This is a genomic window from Streptomyces sp. NBC_00078 (assembly GCF_026343335.1).
GTDB lineage: Bacteria > Actinomycetota > Actinomycetes > Streptomycetales > Streptomycetaceae > Streptomyces.
This window is the reverse complement of the sequence record NZ_JAPELX010000001.1, coordinates 2423826-2444438: the sequence shown is the minus strand read 5'-3', so window position 1 is coordinate 2444438 and position 20613 is coordinate 2423826. Positions and strand designations below refer to the sequence as shown.

Annotated in this window: 20 protein-coding genes; 12 read left to right on the top strand and 8 right to left on the bottom strand. The window is 70.5% G+C overall.

Going from position 1 to position 20613, the window contains the following annotated elements:
- Window positions 1–24 precede the first annotated feature (24 nt).
- The gene (locus OOK07_RS11440; protein ID WP_266796213.1) at window positions 25–558 is read left to right on the top strand and encodes a methyltransferase domain-containing protein; all 534 of its coding nucleotides are present in this window, start codon (window positions 25–27) and stop codon (window positions 556–558) included.
- On the opposite strand, the gene OOK07_RS11435 is transcribed toward OOK07_RS11440, so the two are convergent.
- Window positions 547–1749 carry a bifunctional adenosylcobinamide kinase/adenosylcobinamide-phosphate guanylyltransferase gene (locus OOK07_RS11435; RefSeq protein ID WP_266796212.1) on the bottom strand — a complete coding sequence of 401 codons (1203 nt, stop codon included), beginning with the start codon at window positions 1747–1749 and terminating at the stop codon, window positions 547–549. The genes OOK07_RS11440 and OOK07_RS11435 overlap by 12 nt on opposite strands.
- A gap of 177 nt (window positions 1750–1926) precedes the next feature.
- Here OOK07_RS11435 and OOK07_RS11430 point away from each other — a divergent pair, with 177 nt between their 5' ends.
- A complete protein-coding gene (locus OOK07_RS11430) occupies window positions 1927–2139 on the top strand; it encodes a hypothetical protein (protein WP_266512951.1) in 213 nt (70 codons plus the stop codon).
- Window positions 2140–2192: 53 nt separating this feature from the next.
- Here OOK07_RS11430 and OOK07_RS11425 read toward each other — a convergent pair whose 3' ends face one another.
- The 3 genes from OOK07_RS11425 to OOK07_RS11415 all read right to left on the bottom strand — a co-directional run bounded on the left by OOK07_RS11425 (window position 2193) and on the right by OOK07_RS11415 (window position 4789).
- The gene (locus tag OOK07_RS11425) at window positions 2193–3272 is read right to left on the bottom strand and encodes a S1C family serine protease (RefSeq protein WP_266796210.1); all 1080 of its coding nucleotides are present in this window, start codon (window positions 3270–3272) and stop codon (window positions 2193–2195) included.
- Between the two features lie 57 nt (window positions 3273–3329).
- On the bottom strand, window positions 3330–4031 hold the full coding sequence (locus OOK07_RS11420) for a class I SAM-dependent methyltransferase (RefSeq protein WP_266796209.1): 702 nt from the start codon (window positions 4029–4031) through the stop codon (window positions 3330–3332).
- An 83-nt stretch (window positions 4032–4114) separates the two neighbouring features.
- Entirely contained in the window at window positions 4115–4789 is a 675-nt protein-coding gene (locus OOK07_RS11415) for a DUF3043 domain-containing protein (RefSeq protein ID WP_266679389.1), read from the bottom strand.
- Between the two features lie 242 nt (window positions 4790–5031).
- Between OOK07_RS11415 and OOK07_RS11410 the strand changes: the two genes are divergently transcribed.
- The 5 genes from OOK07_RS11410 to OOK07_RS11390 all read left to right on the top strand — a co-directional run bounded on the left by OOK07_RS11410 (window position 5032) and on the right by OOK07_RS11390 (window position 10651).
- A complete protein-coding gene (locus tag OOK07_RS11410) occupies window positions 5032–5799 on the top strand; it encodes a PspA/IM30 family protein (protein WP_266520206.1) in 768 nt (255 codons plus the stop codon).
- 23 nt (window positions 5800–5822) lie between these two features.
- Window positions 5823–6101: a PspA-associated protein PspAA gene (pspAA, locus tag OOK07_RS11405; RefSeq protein ID WP_266679387.1), complete on the top strand. Its 279-nt coding sequence runs from the start codon at window positions 5823–5825 to the stop codon at window positions 6099–6101.
- Between the two features lie 195 nt (window positions 6102–6296).
- Window positions 6297–7520, top strand: coding sequence for a sensor histidine kinase (locus tag OOK07_RS11400; RefSeq protein ID WP_266679385.1), 1224 nt, complete (start codon window positions 6297–6299; stop codon window positions 7518–7520).
- Window positions 7521–7548: 28 nt separating this feature from the next.
- Window positions 7549–8235: a response regulator gene (locus OOK07_RS11395; protein ID WP_266796207.1), complete on the top strand. Its 687-nt coding sequence runs from the start codon at window positions 7549–7551 to the stop codon at window positions 8233–8235.
- 202 nt (window positions 8236–8437) lie between these two features.
- Window positions 8438–10651, top strand: coding sequence for a serine/threonine-protein kinase (locus tag OOK07_RS11390; RefSeq protein WP_266796205.1), 2214 nt, complete (start codon window positions 8438–8440; stop codon window positions 10649–10651).
- Window positions 10652–10672: 21 nt separating this feature from the next.
- Here OOK07_RS11390 and nadA read toward each other — a convergent pair whose 3' ends face one another.
- Window positions 10673–11869, bottom strand: a complete 1197-nt coding sequence (nadA, locus tag OOK07_RS11385) for a quinolinate synthase NadA (RefSeq protein ID WP_266796204.1) — start codon at window positions 11867–11869, stop codon at window positions 10673–10675.
- Between the two features lie 279 nt (window positions 11870–12148).
- Here nadA and OOK07_RS11380 point away from each other — a divergent pair, with 279 nt between their 5' ends.
- Window positions 12149–12505: an iron-sulfur cluster assembly accessory protein gene (locus OOK07_RS11380; RefSeq protein WP_124004201.1), complete on the top strand. Its 357-nt coding sequence runs from the start codon at window positions 12149–12151 to the stop codon at window positions 12503–12505.
- Between the two features lie 96 nt (window positions 12506–12601).
- Here OOK07_RS11380 and OOK07_RS11375 read toward each other — a convergent pair whose 3' ends face one another.
- Both OOK07_RS11375 and OOK07_RS11370 read right to left on the bottom strand, forming a co-directional pair.
- On the bottom strand, window positions 12602–14353 hold the full coding sequence (locus OOK07_RS11375; RefSeq protein ID WP_266796202.1) for a hypothetical protein: 1752 nt from the start codon (window positions 14351–14353) through the stop codon (window positions 12602–12604).
- A gap of 162 nt (window positions 14354–14515) precedes the next feature.
- Window positions 14516–14725, bottom strand: a complete 210-nt coding sequence (locus OOK07_RS11370) for a hypothetical protein (RefSeq protein WP_266679375.1) — start codon at window positions 14723–14725, stop codon at window positions 14516–14518.
- Between the two features lie 142 nt (window positions 14726–14867).
- On the opposite strand from OOK07_RS11370, the gene OOK07_RS11365 reads away from it, so the two are divergent.
- The gene (locus tag OOK07_RS11365) at window positions 14868–15842 is read left to right on the top strand and encodes a carbohydrate kinase family protein (protein ID WP_266679373.1); all 975 of its coding nucleotides are present in this window, start codon (window positions 14868–14870) and stop codon (window positions 15840–15842) included.
- A 1-nt stretch (window position 15843) separates the two neighbouring features.
- On the opposite strand, the gene OOK07_RS11360 is transcribed toward OOK07_RS11365, so the two are convergent.
- Window positions 15844–17220 (bottom strand): cysteine desulfurase/sulfurtransferase TusA family protein, encoded by a 1377-nt coding sequence (locus OOK07_RS11360; protein ID WP_266796200.1) that lies wholly within the window; start codon window positions 17218–17220, stop codon window positions 15844–15846.
- A 239-nt stretch (window positions 17221–17459) separates the two neighbouring features.
- Between OOK07_RS11360 and ctaC the strand changes: the two genes are divergently transcribed.
- Genes ctaC through ctaF form a run of 3 tightly spaced genes read left to right on the top strand, consistent with a single transcriptional unit; the run spans window position 17460 to window position 20547 of the window.
- Entirely contained in the window at window positions 17460–18419 is a 960-nt protein-coding gene (ctaC, locus tag OOK07_RS11355) for an aa3-type cytochrome oxidase subunit II (protein ID WP_266512908.1), read from the top strand.
- A complete protein-coding gene (gene ctaD / locus OOK07_RS11350) occupies window positions 18416–20152 on the top strand; it encodes an aa3-type cytochrome oxidase subunit I (protein WP_266679369.1) in 1737 nt (578 codons plus the stop codon). The genes ctaC and ctaD overlap by 4 nt, the downstream gene beginning before the upstream one ends.
- Window positions 20149–20547: a cytochrome c oxidase subunit 4 gene (gene ctaF / locus OOK07_RS11345; RefSeq protein ID WP_266679367.1), complete on the top strand. Its 399-nt coding sequence runs from the start codon at window positions 20149–20151 to the stop codon at window positions 20545–20547. The genes ctaD and ctaF overlap by 4 nt, the downstream gene beginning before the upstream one ends.
- The last annotated feature ends 66 nt before the right edge of the window (window positions 20548–20613 follow it).

Genomic DNA, 20613 nt, shown 5'->3' with positions numbered 1-20613 from the left:
TGTCGTACGTCTTCGGGAGCCGCCATGAACAGCCTGCGCACCCGCGTCAGTGTCCTCGACCGGCAAAGACGCCACCGTTCGACGGCCCGGGCGATCTGGCGGCTGCTGCCCGAACCGGAGAGCTGGCTGGACGTGGGCACGGGCGACGCCCACTTCCCCGAGACAGCGCGACAACTCTTCCCCTACACCTCCATCGACGGCCTCGACCCCACCCCGCGCGTGGCGTACGCCCGTCACGCCGAGCGGGTCGAGGAGGCGTACGCGGGGCATGTGACGGATCCTCACATCACGACGATCCTGCGTGCCCGCTACGACGTCGTCACGCTCCTGGAGCGCCGCTCACCCGCCCCGGACCCGGCCGCCGAGCTCCACGCCGCCCTCACCCTGCTGCGCCCCGGCGGCCTGCTCCTTGTGGAGGCGGCCCCTCCCGAGGCCCATGGCCTGCGCGCGCAACTCGAGTCCCAGGGCTGCACGATCGTGGCGACGAGCCGTCACGTCCTGGACCGGCTCCCGTACACATGCCGGATCATCGCCCGCCGAACGGCGTCAGCCGCGTAGCACCAGGGCCTGTCCCGCCACCACGAGCACCACCTGTTCGCACTCTCCGGCGAACGCCGCGTTCAGCCGCCCGAGCTCGTCCCGGTACCGCCGCCCCGACGCGGTGGCCGGGACGATCCCCGACCCCACCTCGTTCGACACGGCGACCACGGTCCGCCGGGTCGCCCGCACCGCCGCCGTCAGCTCCCGCACCCGCTCGCGCAGCGCGCGCTCACCGCCGTCCGCCCACACCGCGTCGTCCCACGCCCCGGCGGAGTCCATCGCGTCCGTCAGCCACAGGGACAGACAGTCGACGAGCAGCGGCGGTCCGTCGTCCTGGAGCATCGGCACCAGGTCGCAGGTCTCGGCGGTCCGCCAGGACCCGGGCCGGCGCTCCCGGTGGACGGCGACCCGCGAGGCCCATTCCGTGTCCCCGCTGCGGGAGCCGCCCGTCGCCACGTACAGCACCTCGGGAAAGGCCTCCAGGCGCCGCTCGGCCTCCACCGACTTCCCGGACCGGGCGCCGCCCAGCACCAGCGTCCGCCGCGGCACATCGGGCACGTTCTCGTAGACCCCGACGGTCAGCGTCGTGCCGTCCGGCACGGCCCGCGCGCCCGCCGCGGCGAGCCGCCGCCGCAACTCGGCACCGGGCGGCACGTCATGGTCGAGGTGCACGGCGACGACGTCGGTGGTGGGCCCCAGCGCCCCCACCGCCCGCAGCTTCGCCAGCGCGTCCGGCCGCCCCACGACATCGGCGAGCACCATGTCGTACGACTCCGCGGACCCGTTCTCCAGCCCGGCCGGTGCGCCCCCGGGCGGCAGATACAGCAGCCGCTGCCCGGTGGGCCCGGTCACCGCGTAGCCGGTGCCCGGCGCGTCCATCGCCACCGCCCGCACCCGATGTCCCGTCAGCAGCGCCAACTCCCGCCCGTCGGGCACCCGCCCGGGCTGCGGCAGACCCGCGGGCACCTCGACGGCCGGCCCGTCGTGCGGATGCGACAGCAGCACCTGCCGTACGCCGCCCAGCGACTGCCCGGCCCGCGCGGCCGCGAACGCCGCGCCCGGGGTCAGGTCGAGCAGCAGGGTCCCGTCCACGAGCACGGCGGTCGCCGCCCGCGCGTCGGCGCCGAGCGCGACCGCACAGGCGGCACAGGGACAGTCGGGGCGGGGCAGGCCCGCGGGGGCACCGGTGCCGAGCAGAGTCACTTCCACGGAATTGATTTTCGCCGGTTGCGTCCGGTCCCGCGTCACGGAGGCGCCCTTAAGGGGCGCGGGGCCGTATGGGATATGCGGCTACCGCAGTGTGGGCGCGACGAGCCGACGACGACCCGCACGCGACCGACTACCGTAGGTTGATCACGGCCTAACCAGCGGAGCGAGGAGGCGTACATGGCGTCATGGACGTGGCGGTTCGAGAAGGCCGACGGGGCGGAGGTCCAGCCCGCCGTGCAGCCCGAGGAGTTCACCACGCAGGGGGACGCCGAGTCCTGGATCGGGGAGTACTGGAAGCCGCTCCAGGAAGGCGGCGCCGACCAGGCGCGTCTGTTCGAGGACTCCACGGAGATCTACGGGCCGATGAGCCTGCACGCCGAGGACGCGTAGGCGGGCGAAGCCCCGGGCGGAGGGGGCGGCCGCGACCCGGCCGCCCCCTCCGCTCACTGCTCGCCCAGCGTCACCTCGGTCTTCTTCTCACTCCCGTTCCGGGTGAACGTCACCGACGTCTTCTCGCCCGGCTGGTCCGCCGCCAGCGCCTCGGACAGGGACGTGATCGTGGTGATGCCCGTGTCGCCCAGCCTGGTGATGATGTCCCCGGCCTGGATGCCGGCCTTGTCGGCCGCCCCGCCGCTCTTCACCTCGACGACGGCGACCCCGGCGGCCTGGTACCGGCTGTCGACGACCGTACGTCCCGTGATGTTCAGCGCCGCCCGGCCCGAGTCGGTGACCTTGCCGTCCTTGATGATCTGGTCGGCGATCGTCCTCACCATCGATGAGGGGATCGCGAACCCGATCCCGGGCGCCGCGCTGCCCCCGAGATCGGGGTCGGTGGCGGCGAGCGTCGGAATGCCGATGACCTGCCCGTCGAGGTTGACGAGGGCGCCGCCGCTGTTGCCGGGGTTGATGGCCGCGGACGTCTGCACCATGTTCCCGATCGTCGCGCCCGTGCCGCCGCCCGAGCTGCCCTCGGTGACGGTCCGTCCGGTCGCCGACACGATGCCCTGCGTCACGCTGGACGACAGCCCGAGCGGCGAGCCCATCGCCAGCACGATCTGCCCGACCGCGACCTTCGAGGAGTCCGCGAAGGTCGCCGCCTGGAGCCCGCCGGGCGCCTCGTCCAGCTTGATGACGGCGAGGTCCTGGTCCGGGTACGAGTAGACCAGCTTGGCCGTGTGCACGTCCTCGCTGTTGGCGGTCGTCACCTGGAACGTCTTCTCACCGCCGACGACATGCGCGTTGGTGACGATGTGCCCCTGGTCGTCGTACACGATCCCCGACCCCAGATCGTTGCCCGCCTGGATCTGCACGACCGACGGCAGTACGTCCTTGATCACCTTCTGGTAGTCGCTCTGCAGATCGCTGGTCGTCATGGGGACGGCGGCCTGTGCTGCCTGCGCGGTCGACTTCTCCGCCCCGTCCCGGGAACCGGAGTCGGAGCAGGCCGAGACGAACGCGACAGAGCAGCAGAGAGCGGCGGCAGAGGCGAGCAGCCGTAGGGCACGGGTGCGGGAGACGTCCATGCCCCGAGTCTCACTTCGGAGTGAATCCCCGGCTTGTGGTGCACGCCCGAATGGGGCTCAGCCGCGTACCCCGCACAGGTGCAGCAGTGCCGCCACCCCGCGGTACGGATCCGTCCGCCCCGCCCGCTCCTCGGCCGCCAGCAGGGTCTGCGCGTCCGCCGGGATCTCCGCCCCGTCGGCCGCGGTGTCCGTGAACACCCGCACCCCGTACCAGGCGTGCAGCGGCGCGCCGATCCCGGCCAGCGTCGCGGTCAGCGTCCCCAGCCGGTCGGCCCGGACGTCCAGGCCCAGCCGGTTGGTGTACGACACCGTGTCGAAGGCGCTCAGCGCGGACGCCCAGTCCCCGGACAGCCCCGGGCGCATCGCCAGCGCGTCGGCGTTGCGCACGAGCAGCGACAGCAGTCCGCCGTGGGCGAGCATCCTGGCCAGTCCGGCCAGCAGCGGATCAGGCTCCTCGACGTACATCAGGACCCCGTGGCACAGGACCACGTCGAAGCTGCCCGGCAGGAAGTGCACGCCGGTGTCGCGGCCGTCGCCCTCGATGATCCGCACCCGCTCCCGGATGCCCTCGGGCTCCTCGGAGAGGGCCTCGCGCGCGGCGGCGACCATCGTGGAGTCCTGTTCGAGCCCGGTCACCTGATGCCCGGCCCGGGCCAGACGCAGCGCCTGAGTGCCCTGGCCCATGCCCACGTCGAGCACCCGAAGCCGCTGCCCCACCGGGAAACGTCCCGCTATCTGCTCGTCGAGCTGCCGGGCCACCAGCTCCTGACGTACGACATCGCGCAGACCGCCCAGCGTGTTGAGCCAGGCATCCGCCGCGCCCCCGGAGAACGACGTAGCGCTCAGGGCCGCTCTCCGCGCTTGACCTGCGGCTTCGGCAGCCGGAGTCTACGCATCTGGAGGGAGCGCATCAGGGCGTATCGGGTGGCGCCCTTGGTGTTCTGGTCCGGGAAGCGCTCGGCGAGCTGCTTCCTCAGCCGGAAGGCGCTGACGATCGCGTCGAGCACGATGAGCACGATCACCACGAGCCACAGCAGCAGCGCGATGCTCTGCAGCGAACCCACCCGCACCATGCTCAGCACGAGGATGACCACGGCCATCGGCAGGAAGAACTCCGCGACGTTGAAACGGGAGTCGATCCAGTCACGGGCGAACTTCCGCACCGGCCCCTTGTCGCGGGCGGGCAGATAACGCTCGTCGCCGCCGGCCAGCGCCTGGCGCTGCCGGTCCATCGCGGCACGCCGCTCGTCGCGCTGGCGCTTGGAGGCGTCCTTGCGCGTCATCGAGGTGTTGGCGACGCTGCGGCGCTGGGACTGGGCCGCACTGCGCTTGGGCGTGGGCCTTCCCTTCTTGGCCTGAGGGTCACGGGGCTGCTTGGAGTCGGTCAGCGACGCCTTGTCGGCGCCTGCGGCCTTCTCTTCCTTGGCACGGCTACGGAACACAAAACCCAAGGGTACGGGGTGCCCGGGGTTGGACCCCAGCCCCGCGGGGAACGATCCGGCAACACCAGTCGTCATGTAAGGGACAGAGGGGACGTTGCGCCTGCTTCCGGCCCCGGTGTCCGTCAGGGGTTTCCTTGGGGGGACACCTACTCCCTACGCCGGAGCGGGAGCGGTGGCAGTCGTCCTTGGGGATGAGCGCATCCGTCCCCGAACAGTGCGTCAATGGATGCAGGGCCCGTACTGTGGGTCCTGTCGCAGAGCTGGACGTCAGAAGGGGGCGCGCGAAGCCCATGAGCGGTGTCATGAAGCGTATGGGGATGATCTTCCGCGCGAAGGCGAACAAGGCCCTTGACCGGGCCGAGGACCCGCGCGAAACCCTCGATTACTCGTACCAGAAGCAGTTGGAGCTACTGCAGAAGGTGCGGCGTGGTGTGGCCGACGTGGCCACGTCGCGCAAGCGCCTGGAGCTCCAGCTCAACCAGCTGCAGTCGCAGTCGACGAAGCTGGAGGACCAGGGCCGCAAGGCGCTCGCGCTGGGCCGTGAGGACCTGGCCCGCGAGGCGCTCTCGCGTCGTGCCGCGCTCCAGCAGCAGGTCACCGACCTGGAGACACAGCACGCGACGCTGCAGGGCGAGGAGGAGAAACTCACTCTGGCGGCCCAGCGGCTCCAGGCCAAGGTCGACGCCTTCCGTACGAAGAAGGAGACGATCAAGGCCACGTACACCGCCGCCCAGGCCCAGACCCGGATCGGCGAGGCCTTCTCCGGCATCTCGGAGGAAATGGGCGACGTGGGCCTGGCGATCCAGCGCGCCGAGGACAAGACGGCGCAGCTGCAGGCCCGGGCAGGCGCCATCGACGAACTGCTCGCCTCGGGCGCCCTCGACGACCAGTCCGGCATGCACAAGGACGAGATCCAGGCCGAGCTGGACCGGATCTCCGGTGGTACGGATGTAGAGCTGGAACTGCAGCGCATGAAGGCCGAACTGGCCGGCGGCTCCTCGTCCCCCCAGGCGATCGAGGGCGGCGCGGGCGGCTCGCAGTCCCAGCAGCAGCCGAAGGACACTCCGCGCTTCGACAAGCAGTAGCGGCCCACGCCGAGGAGGGCGACATGATCGTACGGATCATGGGGGAGGGGCAGGTGAGGCTGGCCGAGGGCCACCTCACCGAGCTGAACAAGCTGGACGACGTCCTCCTGCAGGAAATGCAGAACGGCGACGGCCCCGCCTTCCGCCGCACCCTGCAGGCCCTTCTCGCCAAGGTCCGCGAGCTGGGCGACCCCCTGCCCGACGACTCCCTGGAGCCTTCGGAACTGATCCTCCCGTCCGAGGACGCCACCTTGGAGGAGGTCCGGGACCTGCTGAGCGACGACGGCTTGATCCCCGGGTAGGTCACGGGGCGTTTTCCGCCCGCCGGACGGCACGTCTCGACGCCGGTCCGGCAATGTGCCGGCCCGTCCGGCGTTCGAGGACGATGCCCTCAAGGGCCGAAGCGGGGGCCGGGGGCGGCAGCGCCAGGGCGCGGCCACGTCAAGGTGCGGCCACCACCCGTTCCGGCCGGGTCGGGCGCCCCGTACTGTTCAGGAGTGAGCGGCACGCTAGAACGCACCAGATGCCGGCTGAAGGCGCACCCCCTCGCGTTGGACGCGACCCTGGCGGCCGGCGTACTCGTCTGCATGGTGGCCGGCTCCTTCGTGGACCCAAGGGGCGGCAACGACACCACCTGGGGCATCCGCACCCCCGACGTCCTCGCCCTCGTGCTCATGGCCCTCGGCGCCCTCGCCCTGGTCTTCCGGCGCCGCGCCCCGAGGACGGTCCTCGCCCTCACCGGCACCGTCGCCCTCGTCGAGTGCGTCGTGGGCGATCCCAGGGCCCCCGTCGCCATGGCCGCGGTCATCGCCCTCTTCACCGTCGCCGCCACCACCGACCGCCCCACCACCTGGCGTCTGGGCCTGCTGACGATGACCGTCCTGACCGGTGCCTCCATGCTGGCCGGCCCCCTGCCCTGGTACGCCCAGGAGAACCTCGCCATCTTCGCCTGGACCGGCATCGGGGCCACCGCCGGCGACGCCGTCCGCAGTCGTCGCGCCGTGGTCCAGGCCATCCGCGAGCGCGCCGAGCGGGCGGAACGCACCCGCGAGGAGGAGGCCCGCCGCCGGGTCGCCGAGGAGCGCCTGCGTATCGCCCGGGACCTGCACGACGTCGTCGCCCACCACATCGCCCTGGTGAACGTGCAGGCCGGTGTGGCCGCGCACGTCATGGACAAGCGGCCCGACCAGGCCAAGGAGGCCCTCGCCCACGTCCGCGAGGCCAGCCGCTCCGCGCTCAACGAACTCCGCGCCACGGTCGGCCTGTTGCGGCAGTCCGGCGACCCCGAGGCCCCCACCGAACCGGCGCCCGGCCTGGAGCGCCTCGACGAACTCGTCGGCACCTTCCGCAGCGCCGGCCTGCATGTCGAGGTCGCCCGCGCCGACCAGGGCACCACCCTTCCCGCCGCCGTCGGCCTGGCCGCCTACCGCGTCATCCAGGAAGCCCTGACCAACGTGCAGAAGCATGCCGGTACGGAGGCGAAGGCCGAGGTCAGCGTCGTACGCGTCGGCCCCAACATCGAGATCACCGTCCTCGACAACGGCTCGGGCGAGGACAACGACCTCACGAGCGGCGGCGGCCACGGCCTGCTCGGCATGCGCGAGCGGGTCAACGCCCTGCGGGGCACCCTCACCACCGGCCCCCGTTACGGCGGCGGCTTCCGTGTCCATGCCATCCTGCCGGTCAAGACCCGCTCCCGCGCCGCGGAAGAAGCCGTATGACGCCCCCACCCCCTGCGGAGGACCCCGTATGACGACGATCCGTGTCCTGCTCGCCGACGACCAGGCCCTGCTGCGCAGCGCCTTTCGGGTACTCGTCGACTCCGAGCCCGACATGGAGGTCGTCGGTGAGGCGTCCGACGGCGCGGAGGCGGTGCGGCTGGCCAAGGAGGAGCGGGCCGACGTGGTGCTGATGGACATCCGGATGCCCGGCACCGACGGTCTCGCGGCCACCCGCATGATCAGCGCCGACCCCTCCCTCGCCCAGGTCCGCGTGGTGATCCTGACGACCTTCGAGGTCGACGACTACGTGGTGCAGTCCCTGCGCGCCGGTGCCTCCGGCTTCCTCGGCAAGGGCAGTGAACCGGACGAGCTGCTGAGCGCGATCCGCATCGCGGCCGGCGGCGAGGCGCTGCTCTCCCCGGCCGCCACCAAGGGCCTGATCGCCCGCTTCCTCGCCCAGGGCGACGCCTCCGACGACGGCCGAGACCCGGCCCGCGCCGAGCGGCTCGCCGCCCTCACCGTCCGCGAGCGCGAGGTCCTCGTCCAGGTCGCCGGCGGCCACTCCAACGACGAGATCGCCGAACGCCTCGAGGTCTCCCCGCTCACCGTGAAGACCCACGTCAACCGCGCCATGGCCAAACTGGGTGCCCGCGACCGGGCCCAACTCGTCGTGACCGCCTACGAGTCCGGGCTGGTCCGTCCAAGGGCGGAGTGAGCTTCGACCGAGCCAGCAGGAAGTCCACACCGGCAAGCGGGAGTCGGAGCTGGGGCGTAGCGGCCTCCGCACCCGGTCCGAAGGAACCGCTGCCCGCCGGCATGTGACCTTCTCGTAGGGGCGGCCGGGCCCCCGGCCGGCAGAGTCCCCTCGCTGCGTATTCTGTGCCTCCAACTTCAGTACGCGGGAAAGGGATTCGGGCGTGCCCCTGCGCAAGGACGACCCGAAATCGGTCGGCGGCTACACCTTGGCCGATCGGCTCGGGTCCGGTGGCATGGGCATCGTCTACCGGGCCAGATCCCGCTCAGGCCGCGAGGTCGCGGTCAAGGTGGTGCACGCCCAGTACGCCGAGGACCAGGTCTTCCGGGCCCGCTTCCGCCAGGAGATCGAGCTGGTCCGCAAGGTGAGCGGAGCCTTCACCGCCCCTGTCGTGGACGCCGACCCGGAGGCGGTACGGCCCTGGATGGCCACCCAGTACGTGCCCGGCCGCTCCCTCGCCGAGCGGATCCGTGGGGAGGGCCGGCTGCGCGGCGCCGAACTGCGGCAGCTGGCCCTGGGGCTGGTGGAGGCGCTGCGGGAGATCCACCGGGCCGGGGTCGTGCACCGGGACCTGAAACCCGCCAACGTCCTGATGGCCGAGGACGGTCCCCGCGTCATCGACTTCGGCATCTCCCGCGCGGCCGAGAACCACAACACCCTCACCGAGACCGGGCAGATGATCGGCACCCCGCCCTTCATGTCCCCGGAACAGCTCACCGACGCCCGTACGGTGGGCCCCGCCTCGGACGTCTTCTCGCTCGGTGCCCTGCTGGTGTTCGCCGTCACCGGCCGGGGCCCGTTCGACGCCGACAGCCCCTATCTGACCGCCTACCGCGTGGTCCACAACGAGCCCGTGCTGGAGGGGGTGGCGCGCCCGTTGCGCACCGTCCTGGAGCGCTGCCTGGCCAAGGAGGCCAAGGACCGGCCCGAACTCGACGAACTGGCCCACGAGTTCGCGGCAGTCCTGCCCGAGCCCACGGAGGACGAGCCGCTCACGACGACCCTGCGCCGGTCCGCGCCGCGGGCCGACGCGGAGACAGGCCCGGGGATCGCGTCCGGCCGTACCACCACTACCGGCTCCGGCCGCCGCGGCCGTCTACGCCCGGTGTGGGCCGCGGTCGGCGCACTGGGCCTGGGGCTGCTGGTCTACGTCGGGTTCGGGCCGGGGTTTTCGGACTCCCCGCCGGTGGGCCCCGCCTCGTCCAGCCGGCCGGGGCTCCCGGCCGGCTGGAAGCCGTGGCAGACGGGGGTGACCGCAACCGCCGTGAGCGGAGTGACGAAGGCGCCGGACGTGCACGGCACGGACATGGCGCCGCACTGCGCGGTGGACCAGGGCTCCGTCTACTGCGGCGGCAACGCACTCCTCCCGGAACGGATCGACGCCGCCACCGGCACGATCCTCTGGCGCGCCGGCATCGCGCCCGCCGGGGTCCCGGCCGACCGGTACGTGTCGTCGGTCGTCGGCGCCGAGGGCGACGTGGTGCTCGTCCAGCTGCTCGTCAACAACAAGTTCGGCTTCACCCAGGAACAGTCCCTCGTCGCCCTCGACCGCGACAACGGCGGGAGACTCTGGTCCCGGAAGGTGTACAAGGGCAGCCCGGGTTCGATCGACGTCGCCGGACTGGCCCTCATGCTGGAGGCCGACGGCCGGTCGGTGACCGCCCGCTCGGTGGCCGACGGCAAGGAGCGCTGGAAGGCGTCCCTGCCGGCGAAGCACTTCTGCACCCTGCTCGACCTGGAGGACCGTCCGTACGTCGAGTGCGTCACCGACTCGGCGGACGACGACACGGAGTTCATCGTCATCGACCCCTCCGACGGCTCCGTACGGCGCCTGTCCTCACCCGCGGACAGCGGCAGCTTCGTCGGCGCCCTCGACGGGAAGCTGCTGTTCGTGGAGTCCGACGCGGACGCGGTCGCGGTCAGCAAAGACCTGACGTACACCCGTATCGTGCGCGTCGACCCCGGGAGCGGGAAGCGCGAGGTGACAGCACTGCCCCAGCGGTACCGGGGGACCGTGGCCCTGGCACGCGGCACGCTCTACTTCTCCACCTCCAGCGGCCTGGTGACCGCCGTCTCGCCGCTGACGGGGGCGCGGGTCTGGGAGTCCCGCACCACCCTGGAGTCGTCCGGCCAGGTCTCGGTGGACGCCGTGGGGCGCACCGCGTACGTGGCCGGCCCGAGCGGACGGGTGGCGGCCCTGGACGTGGCGCGGGGCACGGTGCTGTGGGAGACCGCTGCCCGTGCCGAGGTGCTGGCCAGTGGGCTCGAGCCCGTCGTGCTGTTCGACAAGGGCGCCCTGGTGGTGGCGACCGCCGACGGCACGATCTTCACCCTCGACCCGGCCCACCCCGGCCGGACACCGGTCTCGGCGGGGTGAACGGGGGCCGCGGCAGACGGGCTACGGCAGCGCCAGCATCCGCTCCAGCGCGAGCTTCGCGAACGCCTCGGTCTCCTTGTCGACCTCGATCCGGTTGACCAGATTGCCCTCGGCCAGCGACTCCAGGGCCCAGACCAGGTGGGGGAGGTCGATGCGGTTCATGGTCGAGCAGAAGCAGACCGTCTTGTCGAGGAAGACGATCTCCTTGCCCTCGGGCGCGAAACGGTTCGCCAGCCGGCGCACCAGGTTCAGCTCCGTGCCGATGGCCCACTTCGAGCCGGCCGGGGCCGCCTCCAGCGCCTTGATGATGTACTCGGTCGAGCCGACGTGGTCCGCCGCGGACACCACCTCGTGCCGGCACTCGGGGTGCACGAGCACGTTCACCCCGGGGATGCGGGCGCGGACGTCCTCGACCGACTCCAGGCTGAAGCGGCCGTGCACCGAGCAGTGGCCGCGCCACAGGATCATCTTCGCGGCGTGCAGCTGCTCGGCCGTCAGCCCGCCGCCCGGCTTGTGCGGGTTGTAGACGACGCAGTCCTCCAGGGACATGCCCAGCTCCCGCACGGCGGTGTTGCGCCCGAGGTGCTGGTCGGGCAGGAACAGGACCTTGGTCGCACCGGGCCGACCCTGCTCGAAGGCCCACTCCAGGGCCCGCTCGGCGTTGGACGAGGTGCAGATCGTGCCCCCGTGCTTGCCCGTGAACGCCTTGATGTCGGCGGACGAGTTCATGTACGAGACGGGCACGACCTGCTCGGCCACGCCGGCCTCGGTCAGCACGTCCCAGCACTCGGCGACCTGCTCGGCCGTCGCCATGTCGGCCATCGAGCAGCCGGCGGCGAGGTCGGGCAGGACCACCTTCTGGTCGTCCGACGTCAGGATGTCCGCGGACTCCGCCATGAAGTGCACACCGCAGAACACGATGTACTCCGCCTCCGGACGAGCCGCCGCGTCCCGGGCCAGCTTGAAGGAGTCACCCGTGACGTCGGCGAACTGGATGACCTCGTCGCGCTGGTAGTGGTGGCCGAGCACGAAGACCTTGTCGCCGAGCTTCTCCTTCGCGGCGCGGGCGCGTGCCACGAGGTCCGGGTCGGACGGCGAGGGCAGGTCACCGGGACACTCGACGCCGCGCTCGCTCTTCGGGTCGGCCTCGCGGCCGAGGAGCAGCAGGGCAAGAGGAGTCGGCTGTACGTCGAGCTCCGGGGTCTGGGCGGTGGTCACGACACGCACCCTTTCTGTTCTGCGGGAGTGCTTTTCGTCGAACTGACGTTATCTATCATAACCCGGTTCACGTCAGTTTGACGATGGTCATAACGTCGATGTGACATGAATCCCGGTGCCGTGCCGGAGGGGGCCATTGGGCCGCTGTTCGCTTCGTCGCGGGTGTGCGAGCATGAAAGGACAGGCGAAAAGACAAGTTGCCCGGCTCGGAATGAATCCGTGCCTCCGGCGGTTGAAAACGTCGGCAAGCAGTCTCCGTACAACCCGGGAGAGATGTAGATGTCCGTATCGGACGAGACCAGCACCGTCACCGACGGCATCATCCTGTCCGACGCCGCCGCGGCGAAGGTCAAGGCCCTGCTCGACCAGGAAGGCCGTGACGACCTGGCCCTGCGTGTCGCCGTCCAGCCCGGCGGCTGCTCCGGCCTGCGCTACCAGCTCTTCTTCGACGAGCGCTCCCTCGACGGCGACGTGGTCAAGGACTTCGGCGGCGTCAAGGTGGTCACCGACCGCATGAGTGCCCCGTACCTGGGCGGCGCGTCCGTCGACTTCGTCGACACCATCGAGAAGCAGGGCTTCACGATCGACAACCCGAACGCGACGGGCTCCTGCGCCTGCGGCGACTCCTTCAGCTAAGCCCCGCCGACCGGCCGAAGCTCACTGGACAACTGAACACGCCGAAGGCGGCGGCCCCCTCCGAGGGGGCCGCCGCCTTCGCGTTTCTCCGAACGGCTACTGCACCCCGGCCGCAGCGCGCGGCAGCCGCGCTCCCGGCTTCACCAGCGCGATCCCCCTGCCGTCCGAGCCCACGACCTTCCGGTCACCGAGCGGCTCGTCCAACTGCAGCGTCTTCTGGAACTCCTTGGCGATCATGATGCAGATCTTGCCCTTCCAGGGCTTCTCGGTCACCGTCACGGTCACCTCGTCCGCGCTCTCGCTCGCCTTCGCCGTGTAGTCGGCGCACACGCCGCCCGTGAAACTCACGGTCAGCTCCTTGCCGTCCGCCGTGTAGCCGTCCACCTTGACGTCCCGGGTGGCCGGCGCCGAGGTCGGCTCGTCGCCCGGGGCGCTCGCCGACGGGGTCGGCTCCTGGGACGCGGTGCCCGAGTCCGACGCCAGGTACTTCGGGTCGACGGCCGGATACGTCACCGAGAAGCCGTGCCGCGCGCCCGCGCCCTTCACCTCGAACAGCCAGGACGGCACCAGCGCCTGCCGCCCGTCCACGGGCCGGGCGGCCAGCCCGAACACCGCGCCGTCGATCGTGACGGTCTCCTTCGCCGGCTTCGCACCGGCCCCCGAGGTCGACTGACCGCACGGCGCCTCCAGCCGGTCCTTCAGCGGTACGGGGCTGGCGCAGCCGCCGATGCCCATGCGGTGGCCGGTCGTGGGCGCCGAGTTCAGCAGCTCCAGCGTCTTCTTCGCCCCCAGCACGGGATACGTGTCGCCCTTGACCGGTGCCTTCAACTGGCCGCTGCCACCGACCACTTCGCCCTGTGCGCTCACCGTCAGCCCGGTCGTCCAGCCGTATGTGGGCAGCCCGCCGACCAACGGGTTCGCGTTCACCGCGCGCTGGGCGCCCATGACCTGGCTCGCGTCCACCTTCGCGTCGTCCTGGCCTACCGCCTTCAGCACGGGCGCCGCGGCCTTCTTCGCGGCCGCCTCGCTCACCGTGGCGCCGGCCGGGTTCGCGGGATCCTTGGTGCACGCGGTGATGCTCTGGCAGGCGTCGGTGCCGGCCGCGTACCGGTGGAACGTCCACGTCCCCGGCGCCTGCCTGTTCACCACCAGGCTCGGCCCCGACCCGTCCTTGGCGGGCCCGACCTGCCAGCCCTGCCCCCGCGCCACCGGCGCCCCGGCCAGACCGAGGGACTTCGCCAGCCGGGCCACCTCGTCCTTGGTGACCTCACCGGCCGCCCGGTACACGGGCGCGGAGCCGGGTCCGGCGGGCAGAGTGCCGTCGACCTTGTACGTCACGCCGTACGGGTTGGGCTCCCCGGGCGCGATCCCGTTCGAACCGCCCTGGGAGTAGCCGTCGAGCGCGAGTGGCGGGGGAGTGCTGTCGTCGCCGGAGGCCCCGGAGCCGGTACGACCGCCGGACCCCCCGGTGGCGGATGCGGTGAGATAGGCCCCGCCGCCTCCCACGAGCAGCACGGCGGCGACGACGGAGGCGACGAGCACGGGGGAGCGGCGGCCGGGCGGCCGCGGGTGATCCGCGCCCGGATCGGGTGTGGCGTCGGGGACACCGTCGTCACCTTCGTCGGCCACGGAAGCCTCGACGGCCTCGGCGTCACCTTCGTCGGCCACGGAAGCCTCGACGGCCTCGGTCTCCTCGACCTGGGCGCCGGCGGCCTGTGCGCCGTCCCCCTGGGCGCCGGAACCCTCGGCGTCCTGTCCGGCCACGGCACCCTGCTCCGCCGCGGAGCCGGTGTCGCCCCGCTCCTCGTCGGAGCCGTCGGCGTCGTTGTCGGGTCGCTCGGTGTTCACCGCATCGCTCCTTCTGCTGTCCCATGACCCTGACCCGGCCCTGTCAAAACGGCCTGCTGGAGGGTCGTATCGCGCATCCCCTTTACGGGGGACGGCGATGGGACGCAGCGGGGGAGCGCGCGGTTCCCTCGAATGCGCCGATCGGGTACCACCGAGCCGGGTTCAGTCGCCGTAGTCCGACATCGCGTCCAGCAGGCGGGCCGACTTCTGCGGCACCCTCACCCCGTGGATGAGTGACGGGGAGACCGGAAGGGAAGTGACCCGGTCGGGAGCGGTCCAGTGGGGGACCATCCGGGCACAGTCGCCGCGCAGCGACGCGAGGTCGCCTTCCAGGTCGACCGGGACCGGGGCATGGACCTTGAGGTTCGTCATAGCGGAACGGTATGCACGTACCAGCCTGCGAAGAAAGATCTACTATCGGGTAGTTCTGGCCTCTTCGGAGCCCCTCTTCAGCGCCCCGCTACGACCCGGTAGCGTGAACTGTCAATCCGTCTCCCCACAGGAGAGATCCCCCGTGCGCATCGCAGTCACCGGCTCCATCGCCACCGACCACCTCATGACCTTCCCCGGCCGCTTCGCCGACCAGCTCGTCGCGGACCAGCTGCACACGGTCTCGCTCTCCTTCCTGGTCGACAACCTCGACGTACGCCGGGGCGGCGTAGGCGCGAACATCGCCTTCGGCATGGGCCAGCTCGGCACACAGCCGATCCTGGTCGGCGCCGCGGGCTTCGACTTCGACGAGTACCGCTCCTGGCTGGACCGGCACGGCGTCGACACCGACTCGGTCCGCATCTCCGAGACCCTGCACACCGCCCGCTTCGTGTGCACCACCGACGCCGACCACAACCAGATCGGCTCCTTCTACACGGGCGCGATGAGCGAGGCCCGCCTGATCGAGCTGAAGACCGTCGCGGACCGCGTGGGCGGCCTCGACCTGGTCCTGATCGGCGCCGACGACCCCGAGGGCATGCTCCGGCACACCGAGGAGTGCCGCTCCCGGTCGATCCCCTTCGCCGCCGACTTCTCCCAGCAGATCGCCCGGATGAACGGCGACGAGATCCGGATACTGCTGGAGGGCGCCACGTACCTCTTCTCGAACGAGTACGAGAAGGGCCTCATCGAGTCCAAGACCGGCTGGAGCGACGAGCAGATCCTCGCCAAGGTCGGTCACCGCATCACGACCCTGGGCGCCCGCGGAGTCCGCGTCGAGCGCAAGGGCGAGGACCCGATCGAGGTCGGCTGCGCGCAGGAGGAGCGCAAGGCCGACCCCACGGGCGTCGGCGACGCCTTCCGCGCCGGCTTCCTCTCCGGCCTGGCCTGGGGCGTCTCCCTGGAGCGCGCGGCCCAGGTCGGCTGCATGCTCGCCACGCTCGTCATCGAGACGGTCGGCACCCAGGAGTACCAGCTGCGCCGCGGTCACTTCATGGACCGCTTCACCAAGGCGTACGGCGACGAGGCGGCGGCCGAGGTCCAGAAGCACCTGGCCTGAGCTACGACACCCGGCGGACCAGGTACGCGAAGCCCTGGTCCGCCGGCTCCTCGCCCAGGTACTCCTGCCCCCGCATCTCGCACCACGCAGGAATGTCCAGCCGCGCCGCCTCGTCGTCGGACAGCACCCGCACCGTGCCGCCGACCGGGACGCCCCCGATGACCTTGGCGAGTTCGATCACGGGGATCGGGCAGCGCCTGCCGAGAGCGTCGACGACGAGAACGTCCTGCTGCACGGTCGTGGCCGGGGCCGGAGCCCCGAGCTTCTCCCGCACCCCCGCCACCGCCCCCGGCAGCACCTCCAGGAACCGCTCCACTTCCTCCCGGGTCGTCCCCGTCGGCAAAGAAACCCGCACATTCCCCTCACTCAGCGCCCCCATCGCCTTCAGCACATGGCTCGGCGTCAGCGTGCTGCTCGTACAGGACGATCCGGACGAGACGGAGAAACCCTCCCGGTCCAGCTCGTGCAGCAGTGTCTCCCCGTCGACATAGAGACAGGAGAAGGTGACGATCCCCGGCAGTCGCCGCTCCGGATCCCCGACCACTTCCACGTCCGGCACCGACTGAGCCACCCGGACCCGGATCCGCTTCGTCAGTTCCCGCAGCCGTACCGCCTCTTGTGCCGCCTCCGCGCGCACCGCCCGCAGCGAAGCCGCTGCCGCGACAATGACAGGCAGGTTCTCGAAGCCGGGCGCACGCCCCGACTCCCGCTCGTCCACGGGCCCTTGCGGCGCGAACCGCACCCCTTTCCGTACGACGAGCAGTCCCACCCCCGAGGGCCCACCCCACTTGTGAGCACTGGCCGCGAGCAACGACCAGTCGCCCTCGACCGGCCCCCACCCCAGCGACTGCGCCGCATCCACCAACAGCGGCACCCCGGCCTCCCGGCACCCGGCGGCAACGTCGGCCACCGGCTGCTCGGTCCCCACCTCGTGATTGGCGGACTGAAGACAGGCGAGCGCGGTGTCGGGGCGCAGCGCGTCCACGTACGACCGTGCGTTCACCGCTCCCGTGCGGTCCACCGCGATCTGCGTGACCGTCCCCCCGCCTGCTTCGTGGGCTTCGGCCGAATGGAGCACGGAGGAGTGTTCGACCGCTGACACGATCAGGTGACGTCCCACGCGCTGCCGCCCGGCCAACGCTCCCGCGATCCCCGCGTGTACGGCCCGCGTGCCGGAAGAGGTGAAGCTGAGTTCGTCAGGCCGGCACCCCACGGCCTCGGCAGCAGCCTCCCGCGCGGCGTCCAGCAGCATCCGCGCCCGACGGCCTTCCCGGTACAGCCGGGAAGGGTCGGCCCACCCTTCGTCAAGAGAGGCCAACAGCGCCTGACGGCCAACGGGATGGAGAGGGGCAGCGGAAGCGGCGTCAAAGTAGGACACACGGCAACGCTAACTCCCTGGGGGCACCGGGAACTGCGCGACCAGCCCCCATGCACCCGCAGCCGCCAATCCAGCGAACCCCCCACCCGGTAGGCACCCCTCCCCGCGACCCCCTGGAACGCGTCGGCTAGGGTTTGGTCCGCATAAACATCCAAACCCCTGCCCGACGCAGGGCGGCGACCGACCAGCGAGAAGGCCGCAGCCGATACGCGCGGGCGAGACTCTCGGGAAGGCGCTACGTGAGTCCCAACGGCTCCGACCGCTCGCCGCGGCGCCCGATGCGGCGGAAGCTGCTGCAGGCAATGACCGCGGGCCTGGTCCTGGCGACCGCCACCGGTTGCACATACAAGGACTTCCCCCGCCTTGGTATGCCCACCCCCACCACGGAAGAGGCTCCGCGGATCCTCTCCCTGTGGCAGGGCTCCTGGGCTGCCGCGCTGGCCACCGGCGTGCTGGTGTGGGGCCTGATTCTGTGGAGCACGATCTTCCACCGGCGTAGCCGTACCAAGATCGAGGTTCCTCCGCAGACCCGGTACAACATGCCGATCGAGGCGCTGTACACGGTCGTTCCGCTCGTCATCGTCTCGGTGCTGTTCTACTTCACGGCCCGCGACGAAACGAAGATCCTGAGCCTCGACAAGAAGCCGGACGTCACCGTCAACGTCGTCGGCTTCCAGTGGAGCTGGGGCTTCAACTACATCGAGCCCGTCGACGGTTCCACCGGTGACGCGAAGACCGACAAGAACCTGGCCGCCATTCCGGACCGGTTCAAGACCGACTTCCCGGCGAACGCCGGCGGTGTCTACGACGTCGGTACGCCCGCCACGAAGAACCCGCAGACCGGCAACCCGGGCCCCACGCTGTGGCTGCCCGAGGGGAAGACGGTTCGTTTCGTCCTCACTTCCCGTGACGTCATCCACTCCTTCTGGGTGGTGCCGTTCCTGATGAAGATGGACGTCATCCCGGGCCACACCAACTCCTTCCAGGTGACCCCCAACAAGGAGGGCACCTTCCTGGGCAAGTGCGCCGAGCTCTGCGGCGTCGACCACTCCCGGATGCTGTTCAACGTGAAGGTCGTCTCCCCCGAGCGCTACGAGCAGCACCTCAAGGACCTCGCCAAGAAGGGGCAGACCGGTTACGTTCCCGCCGGCATCGCGCAGACGAGCCACGAGAAGAACCGGGAGACGAACAACCTGTGAGCATCGTCAACGAACCCCAGGGTGCCCCGGCAGCTGAGGGACACTACTCAGACGAACTGCCGGTCCGGCGCAAGCAGCCCGGCAACGTCGTGATCAAGTGGCTCACCACCACTGACCACAAGACGATCGGGACGCTCTACCTCGTCACGTCGTTCGCGTTCTTCATGATCGGCGGCGTCATGGCGCTGCTGATGCGCGCCGAGCTCGCCCGGCCCGGTCTGCAGATCATGACGAACGAGCAGTTCAACCAGGCGTTCACGATGCACGGCACGATCATGCTGCTGATGTTCGCGACGCCGCTGTTCGCCGGCTTCACCAACTGGATCATGCCGCTGCAGATCGGCGCCCCGGACGTGGCGTTCCCGCGGCTGAACATGTTCGCCTACTGGCTGTACCTGTTCGGCTCGACCATCGCGGTCGGCGGCTTCCTCACCCCGTCCGGTGCGGCCGACTTCGGCTGGTTCGCCTACTCCCCGCTCTCCGACGCGGTGCGCTCGCCGGGCATCGGCGCCGACCTGTGGATCATGGGCCTGGCCTTCTCCGGCTTCGGCACGATCCTCGGTGCGGTCAACTTCATCACCACCATCATCTGCATGCGCGCGCCCGGCATGACCATGTTCCGCATGCCGATCTTCGTGTGGAACGTGCTGCTGACCGCGGTGCTGGTACTGCTCGCCTTCCCCGTCCTGGCCGCCGCGCTGTTCGCGCTGGAGGCGGATCGGAAGTTCGGGGCACATGTCTTCGACGCGGCCAACGGCGGCGCCCTGCTGTGGCAACACCTCTTCTGGTTCTTCGGCCATCCAGAGGTGTACATCATCGCGCTGCCGTTCTTCGGCATCATCTCCGAGGTCATCCCGGTCTTCTCCCGCAAGCCGATGTTCGGCTACATGGGCCTGATCGGCGCGACCATCGCGATCGCCGGCCTGTCCGTGACGGTGTGGGCCCACCACATGTACGTCACCGGCGGTGTGCTGCTGCCGTTCTTCTCCTTCATGACGTTCCTCATCGCCGTACCGACCGGCGTGAAGTTCTTCAACTGGATCGGAACGATGTGGAAGGGGTCACTGAGTTTCGAGACCCCCATGCTCTGGGCCACCGGCTTCCTGGTCACCTTCACCTTCGGCGGCCTCACCGGCGTCATCCTGGCCTCGCCGCCGATGGACTTCCACGTGTCCGACTCGTACTTCGTGGTGGCGCACTTCCACTACGTGGTGTTCGGCACCGTCGTCTTCGCGATGTTCTCCGGCTTCCACTTCTGGTGGCCGAAGATGACCGGCAAGATGCTCGACGAGCGGCTCGGCAAGATCACGTTCTGGACGCTGTTCATCGGCTTCCACGGCACCTTCCTGGTCCAGCACTGGCTGGGCGCCGAGGGCATGCCCCGTCGTTACGCGGACTACCTCGCGGCCGACGGCTTCACCGCCCTGAACACCATCTCGACGATCAGCTCGTTCCTGCTCGGCATGTCGATCCTGCCGTTCCTCTACAACGTGTGGAAGACGGCCAAGTACGGCAAGCCGGTCGGCGTCGACGACCCGTGGGGCTACGGCCGCTCGCTCGAGTGGGCCACCTCGTGCCCGCCGCCGCGGCACAACTTCCTCACTCTGCCGCGGATCCGCAGTGAATCCCCGGCGTTCGACCTGCATCACCCTGAGATCGCCGCTCTCGACCAGCTCGAGAACGCGCCTCACGGTGAGAAGGCTCTGGCTGGTGGCAAGGAGGCCGGCAAGTGAAGGTTCAGGGCAAGATGTTCATGTGGCTGAGCGTCTTCGTCCTCGCCATGGCGGTCGTCTATGGCGTGTGGTCGAAGGAGCCGGCCGGTACCACGGCCCTCTTCCTGGCGTTCGGTCTGTGCATCATGGTCGGCTTCTACCTGGGCTTCACGGCCCGGCGGGTCGACGCGGGTGCCATGGACAACAGGGACGCGGACGTCGCGGACGACGCCGGCGAGGTCGGGTTCTTCAGCCCGCACAGCTGGCAGCCGCTCGCCCTCGGTTTCGGTGGCGCGCTGGCCTTCCTGTCGATCGCGATCGGCTGGTGGCTGCTGTACTTCTCCGCTCCGATCATCATGATCGGCCTCTACGGCTGGGTCTTCGAGTACTACCGCGGTGAGAACCGCACCCAGTAGCACGCGCAGAGCGCAAAGGGAGCCCGGACACTCCGTCAGGAGCGTCCGGGCTCCTGCTTTTGCCGC